General features: G+C 46.8%; 17 protein-coding genes. 14 read left to right on the top strand and 3 right to left on the bottom strand.

The window, feature by feature from the left end:
- Positions 1-447 precede the first annotated feature (447 nt).
- Entirely contained in the window at positions 448-990 is a 543-nt protein-coding gene (locus tag AC5YB3_RS09925) for a hypothetical protein (RefSeq protein ID WP_432406919.1), read from the bottom strand.
- An 807-nt stretch (positions 991-1797) separates the two neighbouring features.
- Here AC5YB3_RS09925 and AC5YB3_RS09920 point away from each other — a divergent pair.
- Positions 1798-2826, top strand: a complete 1029-nt coding sequence (locus AC5YB3_RS09920; protein ID WP_494527036.1) for an ABC transporter substrate-binding protein — start codon at positions 1798-1800, stop codon at positions 2824-2826.
- 45 nt (positions 2827-2871) lie between these two features.
- Positions 2872-4671: a sensor domain-containing diguanylate cyclase gene (locus AC5YB3_RS09915; RefSeq protein WP_494527180.1), complete on the top strand. Its 1800-nt coding sequence runs from the start codon at positions 2872-2874 to the stop codon at positions 4669-4671.
- A gap of 111 nt (positions 4672-4782) precedes the next feature.
- On the opposite strand, the gene AC5YB3_RS09910 is transcribed toward AC5YB3_RS09915, so the two are convergent.
- Positions 4783-5616, bottom strand: a complete 834-nt coding sequence (locus AC5YB3_RS09910) for a substrate-binding periplasmic protein (protein WP_494527035.1) — start codon at positions 5614-5616, stop codon at positions 4783-4785.
- A gap of 185 nt (positions 5617-5801) precedes the next feature.
- Here AC5YB3_RS09910 and paeA point away from each other — a divergent pair, with 185 nt between their 5' ends.
- Positions 5802-7118, top strand: a complete 1317-nt coding sequence (paeA, locus tag AC5YB3_RS09905; RefSeq protein ID WP_006083463.1) for a polyamine export protein PaeA — start codon at positions 5802-5804, stop codon at positions 7116-7118.
- On the opposite strand, the gene ilvY is transcribed toward paeA, so the two are convergent.
- Positions 7115-7987: an HTH-type transcriptional activator IlvY gene (ilvY, locus tag AC5YB3_RS09900; protein ID WP_006083462.1), complete on the bottom strand. Its 873-nt coding sequence runs from the start codon at positions 7985-7987 to the stop codon at positions 7115-7117. The two genes, paeA and ilvY, sit on opposite strands and share 4 nt — an antisense overlap.
- Positions 7988-8235: 248 nt before the next feature.
- Between ilvY and ilvC the strand changes: the two genes are divergently transcribed.
- From ilvC to AC5YB3_RS09845, 11 genes are all read left to right on the top strand, one after another.
- Positions 8236-9714, top strand: a complete 1479-nt coding sequence (gene ilvC / locus AC5YB3_RS09895; protein ID WP_311990724.1) for a ketol-acid reductoisomerase — start codon at positions 8236-8238, stop codon at positions 9712-9714.
- A gap of 749 nt (positions 9715-10463) precedes the next feature.
- The gene (gene ilvG, locus AC5YB3_RS09890; RefSeq protein WP_494527034.1) at positions 10464-12137 is read left to right on the top strand and encodes an acetolactate synthase 2 catalytic subunit; all 1674 of its coding nucleotides are present in this window, start codon (positions 10464-10466) and stop codon (positions 12135-12137) included.
- Positions 12134-12391 carry an acetolactate synthase 2 small subunit gene (ilvM, locus tag AC5YB3_RS09885; RefSeq protein ID WP_494527033.1) on the top strand — a complete coding sequence of 86 codons (258 nt, stop codon included), beginning with the start codon at positions 12134-12136 and terminating at the stop codon, positions 12389-12391. The genes ilvG and ilvM overlap by 4 nt, the downstream gene beginning before the upstream one ends.
- A 136-nt stretch (positions 12392-12527) precedes the next feature.
- A complete protein-coding gene (ilvD, locus tag AC5YB3_RS09880) occupies positions 12528-14402 on the top strand; it encodes a dihydroxy-acid dehydratase (RefSeq protein WP_494527032.1) in 1875 nt (624 codons plus the stop codon).
- A 1-nt stretch (position 14403) separates the two neighbouring features.
- Entirely contained in the window at positions 14404-15999 is a 1596-nt protein-coding gene (gene ilvA, locus AC5YB3_RS09875) for a threonine ammonia-lyase, biosynthetic (protein WP_259521889.1), read from the top strand.
- A gap of 266 nt (positions 16000-16265) precedes the next feature.
- On the top strand, positions 16266-17399 hold the full coding sequence (locus AC5YB3_RS09870; protein WP_259571072.1) for a pyridoxal-phosphate-dependent aminotransferase family protein: 1134 nt from the start codon (positions 16266-16268) through the stop codon (positions 17397-17399).
- Between the two features lies 1 nt (position 17400).
- Positions 17401-17661: a hypothetical protein gene (locus AC5YB3_RS09865; RefSeq protein WP_063884666.1), complete on the top strand. Its 261-nt coding sequence runs from the start codon at positions 17401-17403 to the stop codon at positions 17659-17661.
- Between the two features lie 475 nt (positions 17662-18136).
- Positions 18137-19108, top strand: a complete 972-nt coding sequence (locus tag AC5YB3_RS09860; protein WP_259561734.1) for a CsgG/HfaB family protein — start codon at positions 18137-18139, stop codon at positions 19106-19108.
- Positions 19109-19117: 9 nt separating this feature from the next.
- On the top strand, positions 19118-19420 hold the full coding sequence (locus AC5YB3_RS09855; RefSeq protein ID WP_259561733.1) for a hypothetical protein: 303 nt from the start codon (positions 19118-19120) through the stop codon (positions 19418-19420).
- Positions 19395-19796 carry a DUF4810 domain-containing protein gene (locus AC5YB3_RS09850; RefSeq protein WP_227257017.1) on the top strand — a complete coding sequence of 134 codons (402 nt, stop codon included), beginning with the start codon at positions 19395-19397 and terminating at the stop codon, positions 19794-19796. Before AC5YB3_RS09855 ends, AC5YB3_RS09850 begins: the two co-directional genes overlap by 26 nt.
- Positions 19797-19801: 5 nt before the next feature.
- Entirely contained in the window at positions 19802-20494 is a 693-nt protein-coding gene (locus tag AC5YB3_RS09845) for a DUF799 domain-containing protein (RefSeq protein WP_012197725.1), read from the top strand.
- Positions 20495-20609 lie beyond the last annotated feature (115 nt).

The raw sequence follows: 20609 nt of genomic DNA, 5'->3' as shown, positions 1-20609 counted from the left end.
GGGATTACCGTTTGGTTGCACCAAACGGTGGGCTTTTGAGGTTAAGTTCAGGTTTGGTGTTAGATTCAAAGTCAAAGTCAAAGTCAAAGTCAAAGTAGTGGTGCTTCGCCCCACACCTGACCAAAAGGGGAACAACAGCAATCCCCTCTTGGATCTCCCTTGCCGTCCCTAGCGAAGTTACATGCATTAGATACTGGCCTTGGTCTTATGGATAAATGGCTATCGCTTCCGAAGGCAACGTCCCTGTACCTACGGAAGCTAGCCGAACATCCATGTTCGGACTCACGCCATTTATTCCAACGCCCCGCAGCAACTTCGCAGGGAATGGTGAACTTTGCTACAGTGATGAGTTTGTGCTCATAAAGTATGCATATTTCAATATTCTGTCACAGGGGGATATGTCTGTTATAATTCTATTATTTTGAATTTATAGCTTTTTATCTTTAGTTATGAATTGTAGCGGCATTTTCCAAGTGAAATACTTTTCCATATTCTGTTTTTAGCTTCTGGGCCTATAGGACCTAATTTCGAGATGTCATGAGACATTTCATATCTGACACCATTGGCAGATATAACTTCTAAATGCACTATTGTAAATTTTTCGTTATCTTCATTTTCAGGAAGCCGTTCATCATTGTTGTCATGTATTAATGTAAAAGTCTCTATCTGCCCAGGGCTAACAATAAACGGATGAACTTTATTTACTTTAATTACATCATATGAAGATGAATGCCTTAGTGGACCAAGTGGAGAGTCTCCAACTAATACAGATACTCCCTTTACATATAAGCTTTGTTCGCCCGTATTACTAAAGGAGTAGGTAAGCTCTCTTGTCATTGACGCGTCATTAACACCACCACCAAATTCACGACTAACGTAACAAAGTATCGCTTTTGTTCGTCGATGAAAATAAGCGAAATACCAAGTTAAAATAGAAAACACTAGCGCTGCCGAAGACAGTAAAATAGGTATTAAATCCTTTGAATCCATTTGGTTATCCTACCAGTTTTTAGTTGTTTAAATCATTTGTTGATTGGTATTTAAACAGCAGCACATTCTAAATGTCAGCCAATATTTTGATGCTATACCAGCATCAATCCTCTCGGTGTTTAATATAGCAATAGGTGAGGATAATCTAGGCTTTAAAGAAAGGAGAATCAAGCGTGTATAAAGTGAGAGAGTCTATAGTCTGTGCCATTCTAGCAAGACTAATATTTTACTTTTTCTATAAATAAAATTGGAAAATACTTCTTTTAAGCTCTAATTACTGGTCACAACGTTAAAGATGCAGAATACGCGACCCCCTCGGAGTTGCCGCAGGGCGAAATGACAAATTGCGTGAGTCTCGCCATGGATGGCGAACTAGCTTTCGCAGGTGCAGGGACGCATCCTTCGGAAGAGATAGCAAGTTTGGCAATGAGTACAAGGGGCTTTCAACTCCGTAGGGGGCGTCTTGGAGAATCCAAGGAGGATAGGACGAGCAGTCCTCCTTGGTCGGGTGTGGGTTGAAGACCCACGACCTTAGGCCACAAAACTGACCCATAAGAGAGTCAGCAACGACTCATAAATATTCTGCTACGGATCCACGCGATTTCTTTATACAGACAGGGTGTCGGAATAAATAGTCAGCATATAAAGTATACTTTGTATCATTTTGTGGTTTAATCGAAACATCTGCTGCTGGTTTTAGCAACATTTTGGGCGGCGATGCGGTAACAAGGTTGTGAATCGATAATAATAAAGTGACCTCTTGTGAAGGATGACATTTGAGGGAACATGGTCGAGGAGAACTCGCCTATGCGTTCGTGGATGTTAGCGTGTGTGTTTATCTGTACTGCGGGTTTTGGTGGGGCGGCTTGGGCAAAACTCGATGTTGTATTTTTTAATCCGGGGGCTGTCGATGACAGTTTTTGGGGGGACGTCGACCAATTGATGCTGGAGGCATCGACGACACTCGATATTAAGCTCGAAATCATTCATTCCGATCGCAATCATTTCAAGATGATCACCCAACTCGATGAGTTGTTAGCTTCCGCAAAAGTACTGCCCAATTACGTTATTCTGGTTAATGAAAAACAATCCGCGATAAAAATGCTGCAAGCGCTTTACTCCCATCCCATCTATGTGCAATTGATTTTAAACGATATCTCTATCGGCGAACGTGATGTTTTACTGCAAGATCCCCATTGGCAAGAATATCTATTACCCGCCATTATTCCCGATAATTACGCTATAGGTTCGGCGACCGCTAAAGGCTTAATGGACGACTTAGAGGGAAAGCAGGCTAAAGTTTTGTTGATTTCGGGCGATAAGTCGACGCCTGCTTCAGTGCTACGTACCCAAGGTGCCAGCGATTATTTCTTTATGCAGCCCAATGCCACTCTGACTCAAACGGTTTATGGCCAATGGAGTGACGCAGTAGCTTATGGTCAAGCGCTCACTCTGCTGAACCGTTATCCCGATCTAAACGTGATTTGGACCGCCAGTGATCGTATGGCGATTGGAGTGCTTAAAGCATTGAAGGAAAAAGGCTTAGTCTCGGGTAAAGATGTATTTGTCAGTACGATCAATACGTCACCTGAGATTTTACAGCTTTGTCGCCAACACGCGGTGAGCATTATTGGTGGCGGGCACTTTATGGCTGGCGCGTTAGCTTTGGTCGAGTTGAAATATTATCAGCAGCATAAGCACTATATTCCCTATGACAATGTCACCTTGTTCGGCGTTTTACTGCCTGATTCGGCATTTTATCAAATGTTAGTTGCTCGGGATTGGCCACAGATTTTCCAGTCTCAGATTTTGAATAAGTTGCCCTTCAAGGCGTAATAACGGGTGTACATGAAGCATCGAAATCATTCTATTAGCCATAAGATGACGCTGACCATTATCGGGGTGAGCTCATTTTTTGCAGTGTTAACTATGCTGGTGCAGTTGATTTGGAACTATCAGGATAGTATCGACAATGCCACGTCGGATATCCGCGAGTATTCAGAATCTATTCTGCCGAGCGTGGCGAAGTCGCTGTGGGACGTTGACCGCAGCCTGCTATCTGATTTGCTCTCTGGTTTAGGAATGATGCCGTTAGTGTCGAGCGTGCATTTAGACAGTATCGACGGTGTCACTATGCAGCTGGGTAAACCGCTTTTAACCGACGACGAGTCGCAAACCCTGTTTCATTATCCTGTGACTTATCAAGATCAGCTGATCGCAACCTTAACCGTAGGCTTAGACACCAACCAGCTTTACTACGAGCTGTGGCGGCAGTTGATTTTTATTGTGCTCGGCAATGGCTTAAAGACCCTGCTGATGATCTATTTGATCTTGACCTTAGTGCGACTCATGGTGACGGATAGATTGTCGGCATTGGAAGATTTTACTAATAAAATCAATCTAAAATCCCTAAAAAAGTTATCTGTGCCCGAGACGGTGACCGCCAGTCCTGACGAGATTGCCCATGTGGCATTGTCGCTTAAGGCCATGTATCAAAGGATACGCAACGACCTCGCTATCAATAAACGCCATCAACGTGCGTTACAGCAACAGCAGCATTTATTGTCAGACTTAGTGAAAGAGCGGACCAAAGAACTGGATTGGCAGTCGCAGTCGAATCAATTACTGGCAGAGATTTCGTTGCAATTTTTGAGTATCGACACCTGCAATGTAGATAAAACCTTAACTGAGGTGTGCCACAAAATCGGTCAGTTGTTTGATGTTGAAAGGGTGAGTATTCTCGAATTTAATCAACAGCATGCCTATTACCGCAGTTTTTGGACCAGCGATTTACATGCTAACAAGGTCCAAGGGATTTCGGTGGACAACATTACTCAGCTTGCTAAAAAATTCGAAACTGAATCGACCTTAGTGATTGAGGATCTTGAGGCGTTAAAAGCATTGTCACCGCAGGAATATGAGGTGATGAAATCCGTGGGCATTTGCTCTATTGCTGCCTTTGCGATTAAAAATGCCGGAGAGTTATTGGGATTACTCTCGCTGTCGACGGTGTCGCGGCCCTTGAATTGGAACGCCCAGAAAAAAAATATGCTGACTCAGTTTGCCTCCGCATTGAACGAGTTACTGCTGCGCGAGCAAAAAGAGCGGCAGATGATAGTGCTGCAACAAGCGCTGGTTTCTGCCAATACTCAATTGAAAGAAATGGCCGAAACCGATGAGTTAACGGGCTTAGCCAATAGACGCCCCTTTACCGAAAGATTAGAAGCCGTGCTGCAAGCGGATATCCCTGCGGGACTGTTTATGTTGGACGTCGATTATTTCAAATCCTACAATGACACTTACGGTCATCTCGAAGGCGATGTCGTGCTTAAACGCGTGGCGGATGCCTTAGCGCAGTGCGATATCCTGCCGCACAATGCTTTGTTGGCGCGCATCGGGGGCGAAGAGTTTGCCTTAGTTGTTGAGCACGTAACGCCGGCACAGTTAACGGCCATTGCCACGCAGCTGTGTTATCTCGTCGAGCAACTCAATATTCCCCATCAAGCATCGCCGTTGGCTGTGGTGACGATTAGTATTGGCAGCGTGTTTTTGCCATTAGATAAGGTCTCGGGGCTTAAGATGGCCGACGTGTTACGCCGCGCCGATGTTTGCCTCTATCGCGCTAAGGATAAAGGTCGCAATAGAGTTGAGGTTGAGGCATGTAACACAAGGACGTATTGAGTAAGTTTTTTCTAGTTTACTAAATGAGCCGCTAAATTTAGGAGTTAACCCGTTATGAGAAGCGACTAACCACAAGGTCAGTGTCAAGAGCTTATAAGCTGCTCTCCCTCCCTATTTTTTGCGCTTATCATCCTGGTTAACTAATTTTTGTAGATGAGCCTGGTATAGAACTACCAACTGCTTAGTATCACGTAACTGCTTAACTCTATAGTTAAACTCTTTTTTAATTAGTGCACTTTCAGGAGAGCGTTTCGAAATCAACATGTAAAAAGGCTCCTGTAGATTCGTAGGCGAAGGGTTTGAAGTTAATGAGCTGGGCATAGGCCCATCATGATTCAGTGCAAGTGTACCTGCTATAATCTGTCTCCTTGCGAGAAAAAAATGACACCTATGCTTGATAAGCATTTGGGGCAAAATCCGTAACGAGCTAATTTCACTAATTGGTGTGTCTTTTCTCCAGCCAAAGTTGGTGTAATTAAAGCCATTAATCCCGCAGACGGTACCAAATTTCGCGAGCTGATTGATATCATCTACATGAAATTGCGGGCCAAAATCGGCCTTAAGATAAAAATAACTCGGGGTGAGGTAATAATAAGCATCAGATGGGATATAATCTCTCATACGTTGTGGATCTAGCGATGCGCTCATAGCGCCATCGATATTGCCATCCAACACGTCTTTTAAACAACGTCGCCAAGGTAATGCCACCACTTCATAGTTAATTCCTATGGGCTTAAATGTACGTGCTAGTAAATCAATATCATAGCCGCCAAGTTCGGTAGTTTTCATGCCATTTAGTCGCACAAAATAATTGAATGGTGGGTATTCTGTGTCTTCGACACAGAAGCGTAATTTCGAACTTGGATGTGCAGCTGTGCCATATGCGGGCAGCGAGAGCAGAGTCACGCATAGGTTAAAAATGAGCAGATATAATAAACGTATCATGAGATTGAAACCTCTCGTATCTTTTAATGAGTGTAGCAAAGCGGCAACAATTAATTTACCTCGTTGAACTTTTGTCGAACTAAGTAAACTTGGTATTCGGCATGAGAATATTTTATTCAGCTGACACGCGAGCAATAAAGCGCGGGTTGGTCCTAGTTAGTCCAGTGTTAAATGAAAGGTGTTACATGAGTCTGTTTGATAACGTGATGATTATTTTGTGCCTAATCGGCGCGAGTTGTTTCTTCTCTATGTCAGAAATTGCACTTGCCGCTTCACGTAAAATCCGTTTACGTCAGTTGGCCGATGAGGGCGATGCCCGTGCCGAAAAAGTGCTGCAGTTACAAGCCGTTCCCGGCAGTTTTTTTACTGTGGTACAAATCGGTCTTAATGCCGTTGCCATCATGGGTGGTATCGTCGGTGAGTCGGCATTTCGGCCTTATTTCTATGAATTACTGTCGCCTTTGCTGACCGAGCCTTGGTTGAGCCAAATGAGCTTTGTTTTATCCTTTATTGTCGTCACCAGTGCCTTTATTCTGGTGGCCGATTTGATGCCAAAACGCATTGCCATGGCGATGCCTGAGCCTGTCGCGTTGGCCGTTGTTGGGCCTATGTCTTTCTGTATCGTGCTACTGCGTCCATTAGTGTGGTTTTTCAATGGCATGGCGAGCGGCATCTTTAAACTGCTGCAAATCCCAACCGTGCGTAACGATGCCATCACCTCTGACGACATTTATGCCGTGATGAATGCGGGCGCCGAAGCTGGGGTGTTAGATCGCGGTGATCAACAGATGATGGAAAATGTGTTTGAAATGCAAACCGTTTCTGTGACTTCTGCCATGACGGCCCGTGAAAGCTTAGTGTACTTTTTACTGCAAGATAGCGAAGAAGATATCAAGCGTAAGATTTCTGAAGATCCCCACACTAAGTTCCTCGTCTGCGATGGTCAGTTAGATATGATCAAAGGTTTTGTGGATGCAAAAGAGCTGCTGATCCGAGTGATTAACGGTGAGAATATTACCTTAAAAGGCAGTAACTTAGTCCACACTTCGCTGATAATTCCTGATACTTTGAGCCTATCTGAGGCAATGGAATACTTTAAGAATAGTCGCGCCGATTTTGCCGTGGTCATGAACGAATATGCCTTAGTGGTCGGGATTGTTACGACCAACGATTTGCAGCGCGCGGTAATGGGTGCTTGGTCATTGCACGAGAGCGAAGAGCAGATCATCGCCCGTGATAGCAACTCTTGGTTAGTAGATGGGGTAACACCTATTACTGACGTGATGCGCGCCTTCGGCATCGAAGAATTCCCGCACAATCAGAACTACGAAACTATTGCCGGTTTTATGATGTATATGCTGCGTAAAATCCCTAAGCGTACGGATTTCGTGAACTATGCGGGCTATAAATTTGAGGTGGTCGATATCGATTCTTACAAGGTCGATCAGCTATTGGTTACGCGCATCGATCCTATCGATAAGCTCAACTCACCGGATGTTTAAATCACATCCAAAAATGCATTAACGATGGGATCGTCGAGCCGTTTTACTTTGCAGCAGCACCCTAACTCGAACGGTGGAATCGCAACCGGCGACGAGAGCAGCTGAATGCGATCCCGCACTGGGCTGTTATTGATTACCACTTCTGGGCTCATGCTCACGCCGCAGCCTAACGCCACCATAGAGGCGATCGCTTCTTGGCCTGACACTTGGGCGTAAATATTTGGGCTGATGCCCATTTGTTTGAACCAGTTATCGGCGCGGCGACGTCCGGGGCCATGGTCGGGAATAATAAAGGGCACGCTCGACCAATCGATGGGCGTTTGGGAAATTTGCTGCTGCACCGCGCAACGTATGGTCGGGGCGATAATCGATAGCGGCACATCGTCTATTTTGGCAAAGTGTAAGCTGCTGGGAAACGGATCGGGCAGGGCGGCGATGGCGATATCGGCGCGATTCTGCTGCACTTCTGCCAGCGCGTTCGCCGCATCTCCCGTGGTTAAGGCGATTTCGACGAAGGGATGTTCTTGGCGGAATAAATCCAATAAACCCGGTAAATGACTGTAGGCAGCGGTGACCGAGCAATACAGATTTAACCGACCGCGCAGCACATCCTGCTTGAGATCGATACTGTGCTTGAGCGTGCTCCAATGGTTCAAGGTCTGCTCGGCGAACCGTTTAAATTCGTGTCCTGCGTGGGTTAAGGTCACGCTGCGATTATCCCGCTCTAACAGCTTAGCGTTCACTTCCTCTTCTAATCTTTGCAGGGCTCGGCTTAAGGTCGATGGGCTCACATGCATCTGCTCCGCTGTCTTGGCGAAGTGCAAACTGTCACATAAGTGCAGGTACAATTTGAGGGTACGAATATCCATGATCTTATCCTGTTTAGTCTGAACTTGAGCCTTGGCTTGAGTGATGGCGTGATTGGGGACCGCATATTGGCGCCGATGTTACTGCTCATGATTGCAGTTGACGTTGCGCAGAATGCAATATGAAGTTCCGAATATATCATTTTAAGCAATGATAAGCATGGGTTATAGTGATTTCAATCACAACCAAGCCGTAACATTATGTTAGTTTGGTTGCGTCCAAAATTTCTGACTTATAGGTGGTATATCAGATGGCTAACTATTTTAACTCTCTGAATTTACGTCAACAATTAGCACAGCTTGGCCAATGTCGTTTCATGGATCGTTCTGAGTTTAGCGACGGCTGTAACTATATCAAAGATTGGAATATTGTTATTTTAGGTTGTGGTGCTCAAGGTCTTAACCAAGGCTTGAACATGCGTGATTCGGGTCTGAATATCTCTTTTGCCCTGCGTCCTGAAGCGATTGAACAGAAACGTGCCTCATGGCAAAAAGCGACTGACAACGGTTTCCGTGTCGGTACGTTTGAAGAATTAATCCCCGCGGCGGATCTGGTGCTTAACCTGACGCCGGACAAACAGCATTCCAACGTGGTTAACGCGGTTATGCCACTGATGAAGCAAGGTTCTACCTTGTCTTACTCACACGGCTTCAACATTGTTGAAGAGGGCATGCAAGTTCGTCCCGATATCACTGTGGTGATGGTTGCGCCTAAGTGCCCTGGCACTGAAGTGCGTGAAGAATACAAACGTGGTTTTGGTGTACCTACCCTTATAGCGGTTCACCCAGAAAATGATCCGGACGGTGACGGCTTAGAGATTGCTAAAGCCTACGCTAGCGCAACGGGTGGCGACAGAGCTGGTGTTTTACTGTCGTCTTTCATCGCCGAAGTGAAGTCGGATCTAATGGGCGAGCAGACCATTCTGTGCGGTATGTTGCAGACGGGTGCCATCTTAGGTTACGAGAAAATGATCGCCGATGGTGTTGAACCAGGCTACGCGGCCAAGCTTATCCAGCAAGGTTGGGAAACGGTCACTGAAGCGTTGAAACACGGCGGCATCACTAACATGATGGACCGTTTGTCTAATCCAGCCAAGATTAAAGCATTTGAAATTGCAGAAGATTTAAAAGAAATCCTCCAGCCATTATTTGAAAAGCACATGGATGACATCATCAGCGGCGAATTCTCTCGCACTATGATGGAAGACTGGGCGAACGATGATGCGAACCTACTTCGTTGGAGAGCCGAAACTGGCGAAACAGGTTTCGAAAATGCACCCGTATCGAGCGAGCATATCGACGAACAAACCTATTTCGATAAAGGTATTTTCCTTGTCGCTATGATCAAAGCGGGTGTGGAACTGGCGTTCGACACTATGGTGTCTGCGGGTATCGTGGAAGAGTCGGCTTATTACGAGTCACTGCACGAAACCCCACTTATCGCCAACACGATTGCCCGTAAGCGTTTGTACGAAATGAACGTGGTGATTTCAGACACGGCCGAATACGGTTGCTACCTGTTCAATCACGCCGCCGTGCCTATGCTGCGCGATTACGTTAATGCCATGTCACCTGAGTATTTAGGTGCTGGCCTGAAAGACAGCGCAACCGGTGTCGACAACCTAACGCTAATCGCAGTTAACGAAGCGATTCGTGAAACAGCAGTGGAATATGTTGGCGCTGAACTTCGCGGTTACATGACTGATATGAAGAGCATTGTTGAGGCTTAATTGAGCGTTAATTAAGCCAAACATTGGGGGAGAGGGTTGAGACTCAAAGGACTTGGGTCTCAGTTCAGTTCCCAAGCAACCTCAGAGACTGAAACGCGCATCTTGAGTTTGCTTAGTGATGAATCAGCTTAGTGATAAATCAGTTAGTGAGAAACAAATTTTTTCCTGTTCAGTGGGTTGTCGAGCGGGCAAAAACGACATTGTTAGTGAGTGAAGAGTTAGTGAGTGAATCTTCAGTGAGCGTTCGATGGTGAATGTGCGTTCAGTGAATGAATCCTGCGGTAGGTGAATCGCGCCGACTGAGGATCAACAGTTAACGTTTTACTTTGTTGTTTTGCATTGTCTCGGCAGGGAAGCTGAATTTTTTTTGACAAAAGATATTTTTTATTGTGTTTGGCTGTCGCTTTATGGTAAAGCTAATAGCTCGCGGTAGGGCAAAGTCCAAAGCGAAACTAACTTTAATGCAATATCCCAATTTTAGAAACACCGATTAGGAATCCATATTGATGTTTAACCAAGCTGCCAAGCTCATTCTCGTGATTATTACCGTCGTGATTATTAAATCACAGCGGGGGCGGCGCATGGCGAACTGATAGACCTAAAAGGTTAGAAGTTTCGAAAGAACCCCCCGCTCCGAAAGGACCGGGGGGTTCTTCGTTTTAGGGCCTAGAGCAAGGTCCTAAGCTTCGAAAGAGTAAAAAATTAGCGTCGATTTTCAGCAATTCAGGACTAACGTAGCGAGAGAGAATATGGAACCAGGGCAGATGATCAGAGGCGCAGACGCGGTAATTAAAGTGTTAGCAGCACATGGAGTCACCACAGTGTTTGGTTACCCAGGTGGTGCCATTATGCCAATCTACGATGCCCTCTATGGCAGCCCTGTCGAACATCTGCTCAGCCGTCACGAACAAGGCGCCGCCTTTGCCGCCGTAGGATACGCCAGAGCCAGCGGTAAAACTGGCGTGTGCTTTGCGACCTCAGGCCCTGGCGCGACTAACCTGATCACTTCCTTAGCCGATGCCCTGTTAGATTCTGTGCCTATGGTGGCCATCACAGGCCAAGTTTCTACCGCCGTTATCGGCACCGACGCCTTTCAAGAAATCGACGTGCTGGGCATGTCACTGAGCTGCACTAAGCACAGTTTTATGGTGACAGACGTCAACGAGCTGATCCCAACCTTGTATCAAGCCTTCGAAATCGCTGCATCCGGTCGCCCTGGCCCTGTGCTGGTGGATATCCCGAAGGATATCCAAATCGCCCAATTGGAATATCGCACCCCTTTGCTGGCTGTGATGAACGAACCCCAAGCCGAAATGAGTGATATCGACGCTGCCCGTGCACTGTTGGCTGAGGCTAAACAGCCTATGTTGTATGTCGGCGGTGGTGTCGGCATGGCGGGCGCGGTCGATCAACTGCGTGAGTTTATTAAAGTAACGGGCATACCTTCGGTCGCGACCTTGAAAGGGCTGGGCAGTATCGCCCACGGCACACCAGGTTACTTAGGCATGTTAGGCATGCATGGCGGCAAGGCCGCTAATTTAGCGGTACAGGATTGCGATTTGCTGATCGTGGTGGGTGCCCGTTTCGACGACCGAGTCACTGGCCGTTTAGCGAGCTTTGCCGACAAGGCCAAAGTGATCCATTTAGATATCGACGCCGCCGAACTGGGCAAACTGCGTATGCCTGAGGTGGCGATCGCCGGTGACTTACGCCAAATCCTACCCGCCTTAGCCATGCCGATAAACATCACACCTTGGCAGACCGAGGTGGAGCATTTATCCCGTAAGCATCAATGGGATTATCAACACCCCGGTAGTTTGATCTATGCGCCTGCGCTGCTGCGCCGCTTAGCCAATAAATTACCCGAAGACAGCGTAGTGTGCTGCGATGTGGGTCAGCATCAAATGTGGGTGGCCCAGCATATGTGGTTCCGCCGTCCAGAAGATCATCTGTCCAGCGCGGGCTTAGGCACTATGGGCTTTGGCTTACCCGCCGCCATTGGTGCGCAAGTGGCGCGTCCCGATGCCACTGTAGTGACTGTGTCTGGCGATGGTTCTTTTATGATGAATGTGCAGGAACTGACCACCATCAAACGCCGCAAGCTGCCAGTGAAAATCGTGCTGGTTGATAACCAAAAGCTTGGCATGGTGAAACAGTGGCAACAGCTATTTTTTGAAGAGCGCTACAGTGAAACGGATTTATCCGATAACCCAGATTTTGTTTTATTGGCCTCCGCCTTTGATATCCCCGGCCGCACGATTTTCTCTTCCGACGAAGTGGAAGAAGCCTTAACCGAAATGTTAGCGGCTAAGGGCCCGTATTTATTACACGTTGCAATCGACGATGCTTTTAACGTTTGGCCACTGGTGCCCCCCGGCGCATCAAACAGCGATATGATGGACGAAATGGAGAAACAAACATGATCCACTCTCTGGAATTAACGGTTCAACAACGCCCCGAAGTGCTTGAGCGTGTTTTGCGCGTGACTCGCCACCGTGGTTTTACGATTACCCAAATGCAGATGCGCATGAATGACGATGCGAGCCTGTCGCTGGATATGGAAGTCGATAGCGAACGTGCCATCGAACTGTTAAGTAATCAGCTGAATAAACTGATTGATGTGACTCAATGTAAGGTATTGTTACCGCTGAGCTTGCAACAAACGGTGAATGCTTAAGGCCTTGCTTAGGTGCATTTTAGTCCCTGATGTTGAGTGACTATGAGTGCCAGATATTGAGGGGAATGCAGCACGTGCAGCATTCGCCATGTGAATTAAGAATACGATTTTCGATTTGAGATAAAGGATACAGTCAATGCCAAAGTTACGATCAGCTACCAGTACCGAAGGCCGCAATATGGCGGGTGCACGTGCGTTATGGCGCGCCACAGGGGTGAAAGACAATGATTTTGGTAAGCCAATTATCGCTATTGCTAACTCCTTTACTCAGTTTGTACCGGGCCACGTGCACTTAAAAGATATGGGCTCACTCGTCGCGAGCGCCATTGAAGAAGCGGGCGGTATCGCAAAAGAATTCAATACCATTGCAGTCGATGACGGTATCGCCATGGGCCACGGCGGCATGCTTTACAGTCTGCCATCGCGTGAACTTATCGCCGACAGTGTGGAATACATGGTTAACGCCCACTGCGCCGATGCCTTAGTGTGTATCTCCAACTGCGACAAGATCACCCCCGGCATGTTGATGGCGGCGCTGCGCCTCAATATTCCCGTAGTGTTTGTGTCTGGTGGACCGATGGAAGCGGGTAAAACTAAGTTGTCGGATAAACTCATCAAACTCGATTTAGTCGATGCTATGGTGGCGGGCGCCGACTCGAACGTGAGCGATGAAGACAGTGCCAAAATCGAGCGTAGCGCGTGCCCAACCTGCGGTTCTTGCTCTGGTATGTTTACCGCCAACTCAATGAACTGTTTAACCGAAGCGCTAGGATTATCGCTGCCGGGTAACGGCTCTATGCTGGCAACCCACGCCGATCGCCGCGAGCTGTTTTTAGAAGCGGGCCGCCGCGTGATGGCGCTGGCAAAACGTTATTATCATCAAGATGATGAATCAGCATTACCACGTAATATCGCGAACTTTAAAGCCTTCGAAAATGCCATGACCTTAGATATCGCCATGGGCGGTTCATCTAACACCGTATTGCATTTATTGGCCGCCGCGCAGGAAGCCGATGTTGATTTTACCATGGCGGATATCGACCGTATGTCGCGCCTTGTGCCGCACCTTTGTAAGGTTGCGCCATCGACGCCTAAATACCATATGGAAGACGTGCACCGTGCGGGCGGCGTGATGGGGATTTTAGGCGAACTCGACAGAGCCGGATTACTGCATACCGATGTGTTCCATGTGGCGGCCGATAATGACGGCACGCCGGGCAGCGGGACCTTGAAATCGGTATTGGCCCAGTACGATGTGATGCAGACGCAAGATGAAAAAGTAAAACATTTCTTTATGGCGGGGCCTGCGGGTATTCCGACCACTAAAGCCTTTAGCCAAGATTGTCGCTGGCCGTCACTGGATAACGACAGACAAGAAGGCTGTATCCGTAGCCGTGAGTTTGCTTTCAGCCAAGAAGGTGGCCTTGCCGTATTGTCGGGCAACGTGGCCGAGAACGGTTGTATCGTTAAAACGGCGGGCGTGGATGAATCGAATCTGACCTTTGTTGGCTCGGCGCGCGTCTATGAAAGCCAAGATGACGCCGTGGCGGGTATCTTAGGCGGCGAAGTGGTGGCGGGTGATGTGGTTGTTATCCGTTATGAAGGCCCGAAAGGCGGCCCGGGTATGCAAGAAATGTTGTACCCAACCAGTTACTTAAAATCTCGTGGCTTAGGCAAGGCCTGTGCGCTGATCACCGACGGTCGTTTCTCAGGTGGCACTTCAGGTTTATCTATCGGTCACGTTTCACCCGAAGCGGCTGCGGGTGGCACAATCGCCTTGATTGAAAATGGTGATCGCATCGAAATCGATATCCCCAAGCGCAGCATCAAGCTGGCGATAAGCGATGTTGAACTCAATGCTCGCCGCGAAAAAATGCACAGTCTTGGCCCAATGGCGTGGAAACCTATAGGTCGCCAACGTTATGTATCACTCGCGCTTAAGGCCTACGCCATGCTCGCCACCAGTGCCGACAAGGGCGCGGTGCGCGATCGCAGTAAACTGGAGGACTAATATGTTGCCACTTGCATCGCAAGCTCGGACGGATTTAGCACATTTTCAGTTGGCACAAAGCTATCTGCAAAAAATCCTGTTGTCATCTGTGTATGACATAGCGAAAGTGACGCCGCTTTCAAGCATGAACAAGTTATCGGCGCGTTTAGGTTGTCAGGTATTTTTGAAGCGCGAAGATATGCAGCCAGTGCATTCCTTCAAGTTACGCGGTGCCTATAACCGTATCGCCCAGCTGACGAAAGAAGAATGTCAACGCGGTGTGGTGTGTGCTTCGGCAGGCAATCATGCTCAGGGTGTGGCGATGTCGGCGGCGAGTCGCGGTGTGGATGCTGTGATTGTGATGCCCGAGACAACGCCCGATATCAAAGTCGATGCGGTGCGCCGTTTAGGGGGCAACGTGGTATTGCACGGCCAAGCTTTTGATCAAGCCAATGGCTTTGCGATGGCGATGGCTAAAGAAGAGGGCCGAGTCTATATCGCGCCCTTCGATGATGAAGCGGTGATCGCAGGTCAAGGCACCATTGCCCAAGAGATGTTGCAGCAGCAGCGCGATCTTGAAGTGGTATTTGTGCCCGTGGGCGGCGGCGGTTTAATCGCGGGTATTGCAGCCTATTACAAGGCGGTGATGCCGCAGGTGAAAATTGTCGGTGTCGAGCCCGAAGACGCCGCTTGTTTAAAGGCGGCGATGGAAGCGGGCGAGCCGGTGACACTGGCGCAAGTCGGTTTATTTGCCGACGGTGTGGCGGTAAAGCGTATCGGCACTGAGCCATTTCGAGTCGCCAAACTGTATGTTGATGAAGTGGTCACCGTCACCTCGGATGAAATCTGCGCTGCGGTGAAAGATATCTTCGAAGATACCCGTGCGATTGCTGAACCGGCTGGGGCTTTGTCCTTAGCTGGGCTTAAAAAATATGTCAGCGCTAATGCGAGTGGCGACAGCGGTAAAGGCGAGAAAGTCGCCGCAATTTTGAGTGGTGCGAATGTGAATTTCCACAGTCTGCGTTATGTGTCGGAACGCTGCGAACTCGGTGAGCAAAAAGAAGCAGTATTGGCAGTGAAAGTCCCTGAACGTCCGGGAAGTTTCTTAAAATTCTGTGAGTTACTCGATAAGCGGGTGATGACAGAGTTCAACTATCGTTTCAGTAGTCGCGATCTGGCCGTGGTGTTTGCTGGCATTCGCTTAAGCCGAGGCCAAGGCGAGCTTGAACAAATCATCGCTACCTTAGAGGCTAACGATTTTGAAGTGCAGGATTTATCCGGCGATGAAACCGCGAAATTGCATGTGCGCTACATGGTCGGCGGTCATCCACCTGAACCTTTAGAAGAGCGTTTGTTTAGCTTCGAATTCCCTGAACATCCCGGTGCGCTGCTGAAGTTTTTAACTACCTTGCAGAGCAAATGGAACATTAGTCTGTTCCATTATCGCAACCACGGCGCGGCCTTTGGCCGAGTGCTGGCTGGGTTTGAAGTGCCCGCGAGTGATGCTTTGCCGTTCCAACAGTTTTTAACTGAGTTGGGTTTCGTCTATCAAGAGGAAACCCAAAGTCCTGCCTATCAGCTGTTTTTAAATGCGGGTAACGGCAACAAAGTCTTATAGGGTTTGCGGTGATGCACGTAGCTTAGATCGACGCGATGACATGTTAGGCAAAGTTAGGCACAAGTTAAGTCAAAGTTAGGCTAAAGGAGGGGCGCACATGCGCCCTTTTTTGTGGTAGTTTTGTAGACTTAATACTCTAGCCGCCGATTAATACGTCACAGTTAAGTTACTGACTTAACCCGTTAACGATTAACTGGCAGTTTCTTAAAACAGAACGGCTAACGAATAACAACGAGACCTCGACCTGCACGCATTAAGGAGACATGATGTTACCAGCACCGCGTTTTACCGCTTTTAATCCTCCTCGCCGTATTTTGATGGGCCCAGGCCCGTCGGATGTTTATCCCGAAGTGCTTGCGGCGCAGTCCAGACCGACAATTGGCCACTTAGATCCGCTATTTGTCGGCATGATGGATGAGCTTAAGAGCCTGATCCAATACGCCTTCCAAACTAAAAACGAAATGACCATGGCAGTCTCTGCGCCGGGCAGTGCGGGCATGGAAACCTGTTTCGTAAACTTAGTCGAGCCGGGTGAGAAGGTTATTGTCTGTCGTAACGGTGTGTTTGGTGAGCGTATGCGCCAAAACGTCGAGCGCGTGGGCGCCATTGCAGTGCTGGTGGACAATGAGTGGGGCGCACCTGTCGACCCTGCTGCGGTTGAAGCTGCGCTGAAAGCCAATCCCGATGCCAAGTTTTTAGCCTTTGTGCACGCCGAAACCTCTACTGGTGCATTGTCCGATGCCAAGACCTTGTGTGCATTAGCCAAAACCTATGGTTGCTTGAGCATAGTCGATGCTGTGACTTCCCTTGGCGGCGTCGAGTTAAGAGTCGATGAATGGGGCATAGATGCTATTTATTCTGGCAGTCAAAAGTGCCTCTCCTGTGTACCGGGTTTATCGCCCGTGTCTTTCTCGAGCGCAGCGGTAGAAAAACTCAAGAATCGTAAAACTCCTGTGCAAAGTTGGTTCCTCGATCAAAGTCTAGTGATGGCCTATTGGACCAGCGCGGGCGGCAAACGCAGTTATCATCACACTGCGCCAGTGAATGCCCTGTATGCACTGCATGAATCCCTGCGTATGTTGGCGGCCGAAGGTTTAGAGAATGCGTGGCAACGCCATCACGAAATGCATTTAGTGCTGCGTGCTGGGCTGGAAAAGTTAGGGCTTAACTTTGTAGTGGCCGAAGATTATCGCCTACCGCAGCTGAATACGGTTTATATCCCCGCAGGTGTGGATGATGCTGCAGTGCGCACTCGTTTGCTGAAGGATTACAACCTCGAAATCGGCGCAGGCCTTGGCGCCCTTGCGGGTAAAGCATGGCGTATCGGTCTAATGGGCTTTGGTGCCCGCCGTGAGAATGTTTCTTTATGCCTCAAGGCATTAGAAGAAGTGTTGAACTAATATGCCAAGATTACGCCTTGCCCTTTGCGGCCTAATGATCGCTCTGCTCAGTGCCTGCTCGGTGAACAATACCAGCAATGCGTCCTGCGATTTTGTACGTGGAACCAACAATAATCAAAGTATGCGTGAGGCGAGCGGCCACGATACGGGCAGCGCCGATGAGCGACAAAAAGATGTTGGTATCGGCTTCTTGAGTGTCATCTTTGGCGGCATCAGCCGAGCTCTTTCTTCCGATGATTCATCGGATGGAAAATGCGTGTAACGCTGTGAGTGTTAGTTGTCTTTGAAATATTGAAAATCCCCGCAATGCGGGGATTTTTTAATTTTGTTAATAAAGTCACTTTTGGCAGCAGGTGATATTGATTAAGCACTGTCATTCCAGTGACACGCCGTGAATATGTCCCTATAGGCTCGACGGCGGCATCCATGCCGCCAACGGTCACTTCCACGATAGTGCTTAATCCCGTTAAGCCTTCGGTATGCATTATACTTTGCCTAGTTTCAGGATGTTTTTAGCCGTCAATCCCACAATACTTTCGAGCGAGAATTTAGCTTTTGGGAACCGAAATGTGACTATTCCTAGAATCTAACTGTGCTTATTAAATTTATATCGCGCTAAAAATATCTTATGGTCTCGGAATAAAGTGAAAAAATCACCATTTGAATATTCACAGATAGACCCGTGATAGACAAGGTGATAATATTTATGTCCATTAGTTTATAAGGATATTAGTATAATGAACAAAGCCTTACCGCTTATTTTTGTCATGTGTGCTTCTCTAACAACCGCTTGTGCAACTGTCAATAAGAAACAAGTCGTCACCACTGCGCAACCTGCTGCAGCAATAAGCGCGACACAAACGGAAGTGGCCTTAAATACCAAGTTATTAAAACGCAAAGTTGCCATTGGCCGATTCACTAATGAGACCACGTACGGTCAAGGCTTTTTCATTGATGAAGACAATAATCGTATCGGTAAGCAAGCAATGGATATTTTGTCTTCGAAACTATTTCAAACGGGCAAGTTTATTATGCTCGAAAGAGCAGATCTTGGAAAAATTGAAAAAGAGCTTGCGATGGGAGGGAACTCAACACTTAAAAATGCAGCAGATTATCTGATCGTAGGTTCTATCACCGAGTTTGGCCGTAAAGAAGTTAGCGATGTAGGTATTTTTTCAAGAGTAAAAAAACAAGAAGCAAATGCTAAAGTGAACATCCGCATTGTAGATGTTGCAACGGGTCTAATCATCTACTCTGAAGAAGGTAAAGGTATCGCCTATTCAGAAGCTGGCTCTGTGATGGGCGTGGGTGACAAGGCTGGCTATGATAGCTCGCTGAACGATAAAGTGTTAGATGTTGCGATCACTAATCTTGCCTCAAATATCATTGAAAACATGTTAGACAAACCTTGGCAGTCATATATTTTATCTTATGAAGAAGGTAGCTTAATTATCTCTGGAGGAAGTTCGCAAAACATCACACCTGGTACCCTATTTGAGATCATCAAAGAAGGTAACAAAGTAAAAAACCCACAAACAGGTATGTTCATTACATTACCAGGCAAAGCAATTGGGACCATTGAAGTGACTGCTTCATTTGGTAATACACCGGAGTCAGAAGTGTCTTTTGGTACAATAGTCAGTGGCAATCTTGATCAATATATAAAAGCTCAAGATTACACGGGCTTATTTATTCAAGAAATGAAATAAGGATTCGTGATGAATTTAATTAAATTGCTTATCGTCAGTGCAGCCTTATTTACTGTATCTGGATGCGGGTATAACAGCGGTGTAAAATCAGAAGCTTCTGCGTCATATTTATATTTTACCGGCACGGCTGAGGGTGTTGATGTATCTATTGATAATGTGCATGCATTCACGGTTACTAAAACTGGCATTGCAAACCAATACCGTATTTTACCAGGAAAACATCTTATCGTAATCACACGAAATAATCAGGTCATCGTTAAACGTGAGCTTTTGCTTGGCGATGGTCATGAAAAAGAAATTTATGTCCCTTAATAATACGGAAATAGCTTTGATGAAAATGAAATTAGTCAGTTTACTTGGGTTTATTATTTTATTAAGTGGTTGCTCAGCAACCCAAAAACCGATGTACGAATATGGTAATTATTCGGAAAGTTTTTACGCGTTAAAACGTGATGCGGGTGATGAAAACGCTTTGAAATGGAAATCGTCATTAGAAAATATTATCACTAAATCTGGTGAGAAATCAATGCGCGTACCGCCTGGAGTATATGCCAACTTAGGCTTTATTCACCTACAAGCAAACGATAGTAATAAAGCGGTTGAGTACTTTGAGCTTGAGAAAAAGCTCTACCCAGAAGCTGAAGTATTTATGAATAACCTGATAAAAAAAGCTAACGCGCAAGGATAAGTGCAATGTCTCTGTTTAATTTATTTAAACCAGTTTTAGTGATCGTTTTTGCTTCTACATTGCTGACGGCCTGTGTTTCACCAACTTATGTGACAAAAGGCACTGAGTTTCCTGGAATGTACACCGAAAAACCAAAATCATTATTGATCATGCCACCAATCAATTTGAGTACAGCTGCTGACGCAAAGGATTACTACTCAACCACAGTTGAAATGCCAGTTGCTTTTCATGGTTACTACATATTTCCATATGAGCTGACCGCCGCGGTATTAAAAGAGCAAGGGATTTATGACAGTGAATTAGTTTATGATATCCCACTGAATAAGTTTCAAGAGTACTTTGGTGCTGATGCTGTGCTCTTTACAAAGATTGTTAAATGGGACACATCTTATGCCGTAGTTGCATCTAATTTGACGGTATCAATTGAAGCTGAAATCAAGTCAACGAAGACCTCAGAAGTCTTATGGAACTACACTGGTACTGTTGTGGTCGATTTGTCTGGTAATTCAGGTAGTGGCGGGTTAGTTGGTCTATTGGCTAATGCAATTGTAACTGCCATTAATACTGCATCGGCTGATTATACGACTTATGCTAAGCAAGCGAATGCTCGTTTTATCTATAGTGTACCAGTCGGGCCTTACCACCCACAGTATTTAAAAGATCAAGATATTAAAATTATTCAGCAAAAAACTAAGTAATACATGTAGCAGGCCTTAACCCTCTTTAAGGCCTATTTTCAATTTGAAACAATCCATCTTAAGATGTAACTCTTAAATATATTTACTCATTAACTCAAAAAGAATGAAAAACCAG

The sequence above is a fragment of the Shewanella sp. 1311 genome (genome assembly GCF_059338235.1).
This window is presented reverse-complemented; position numbering and strand designations above follow the sequence as displayed.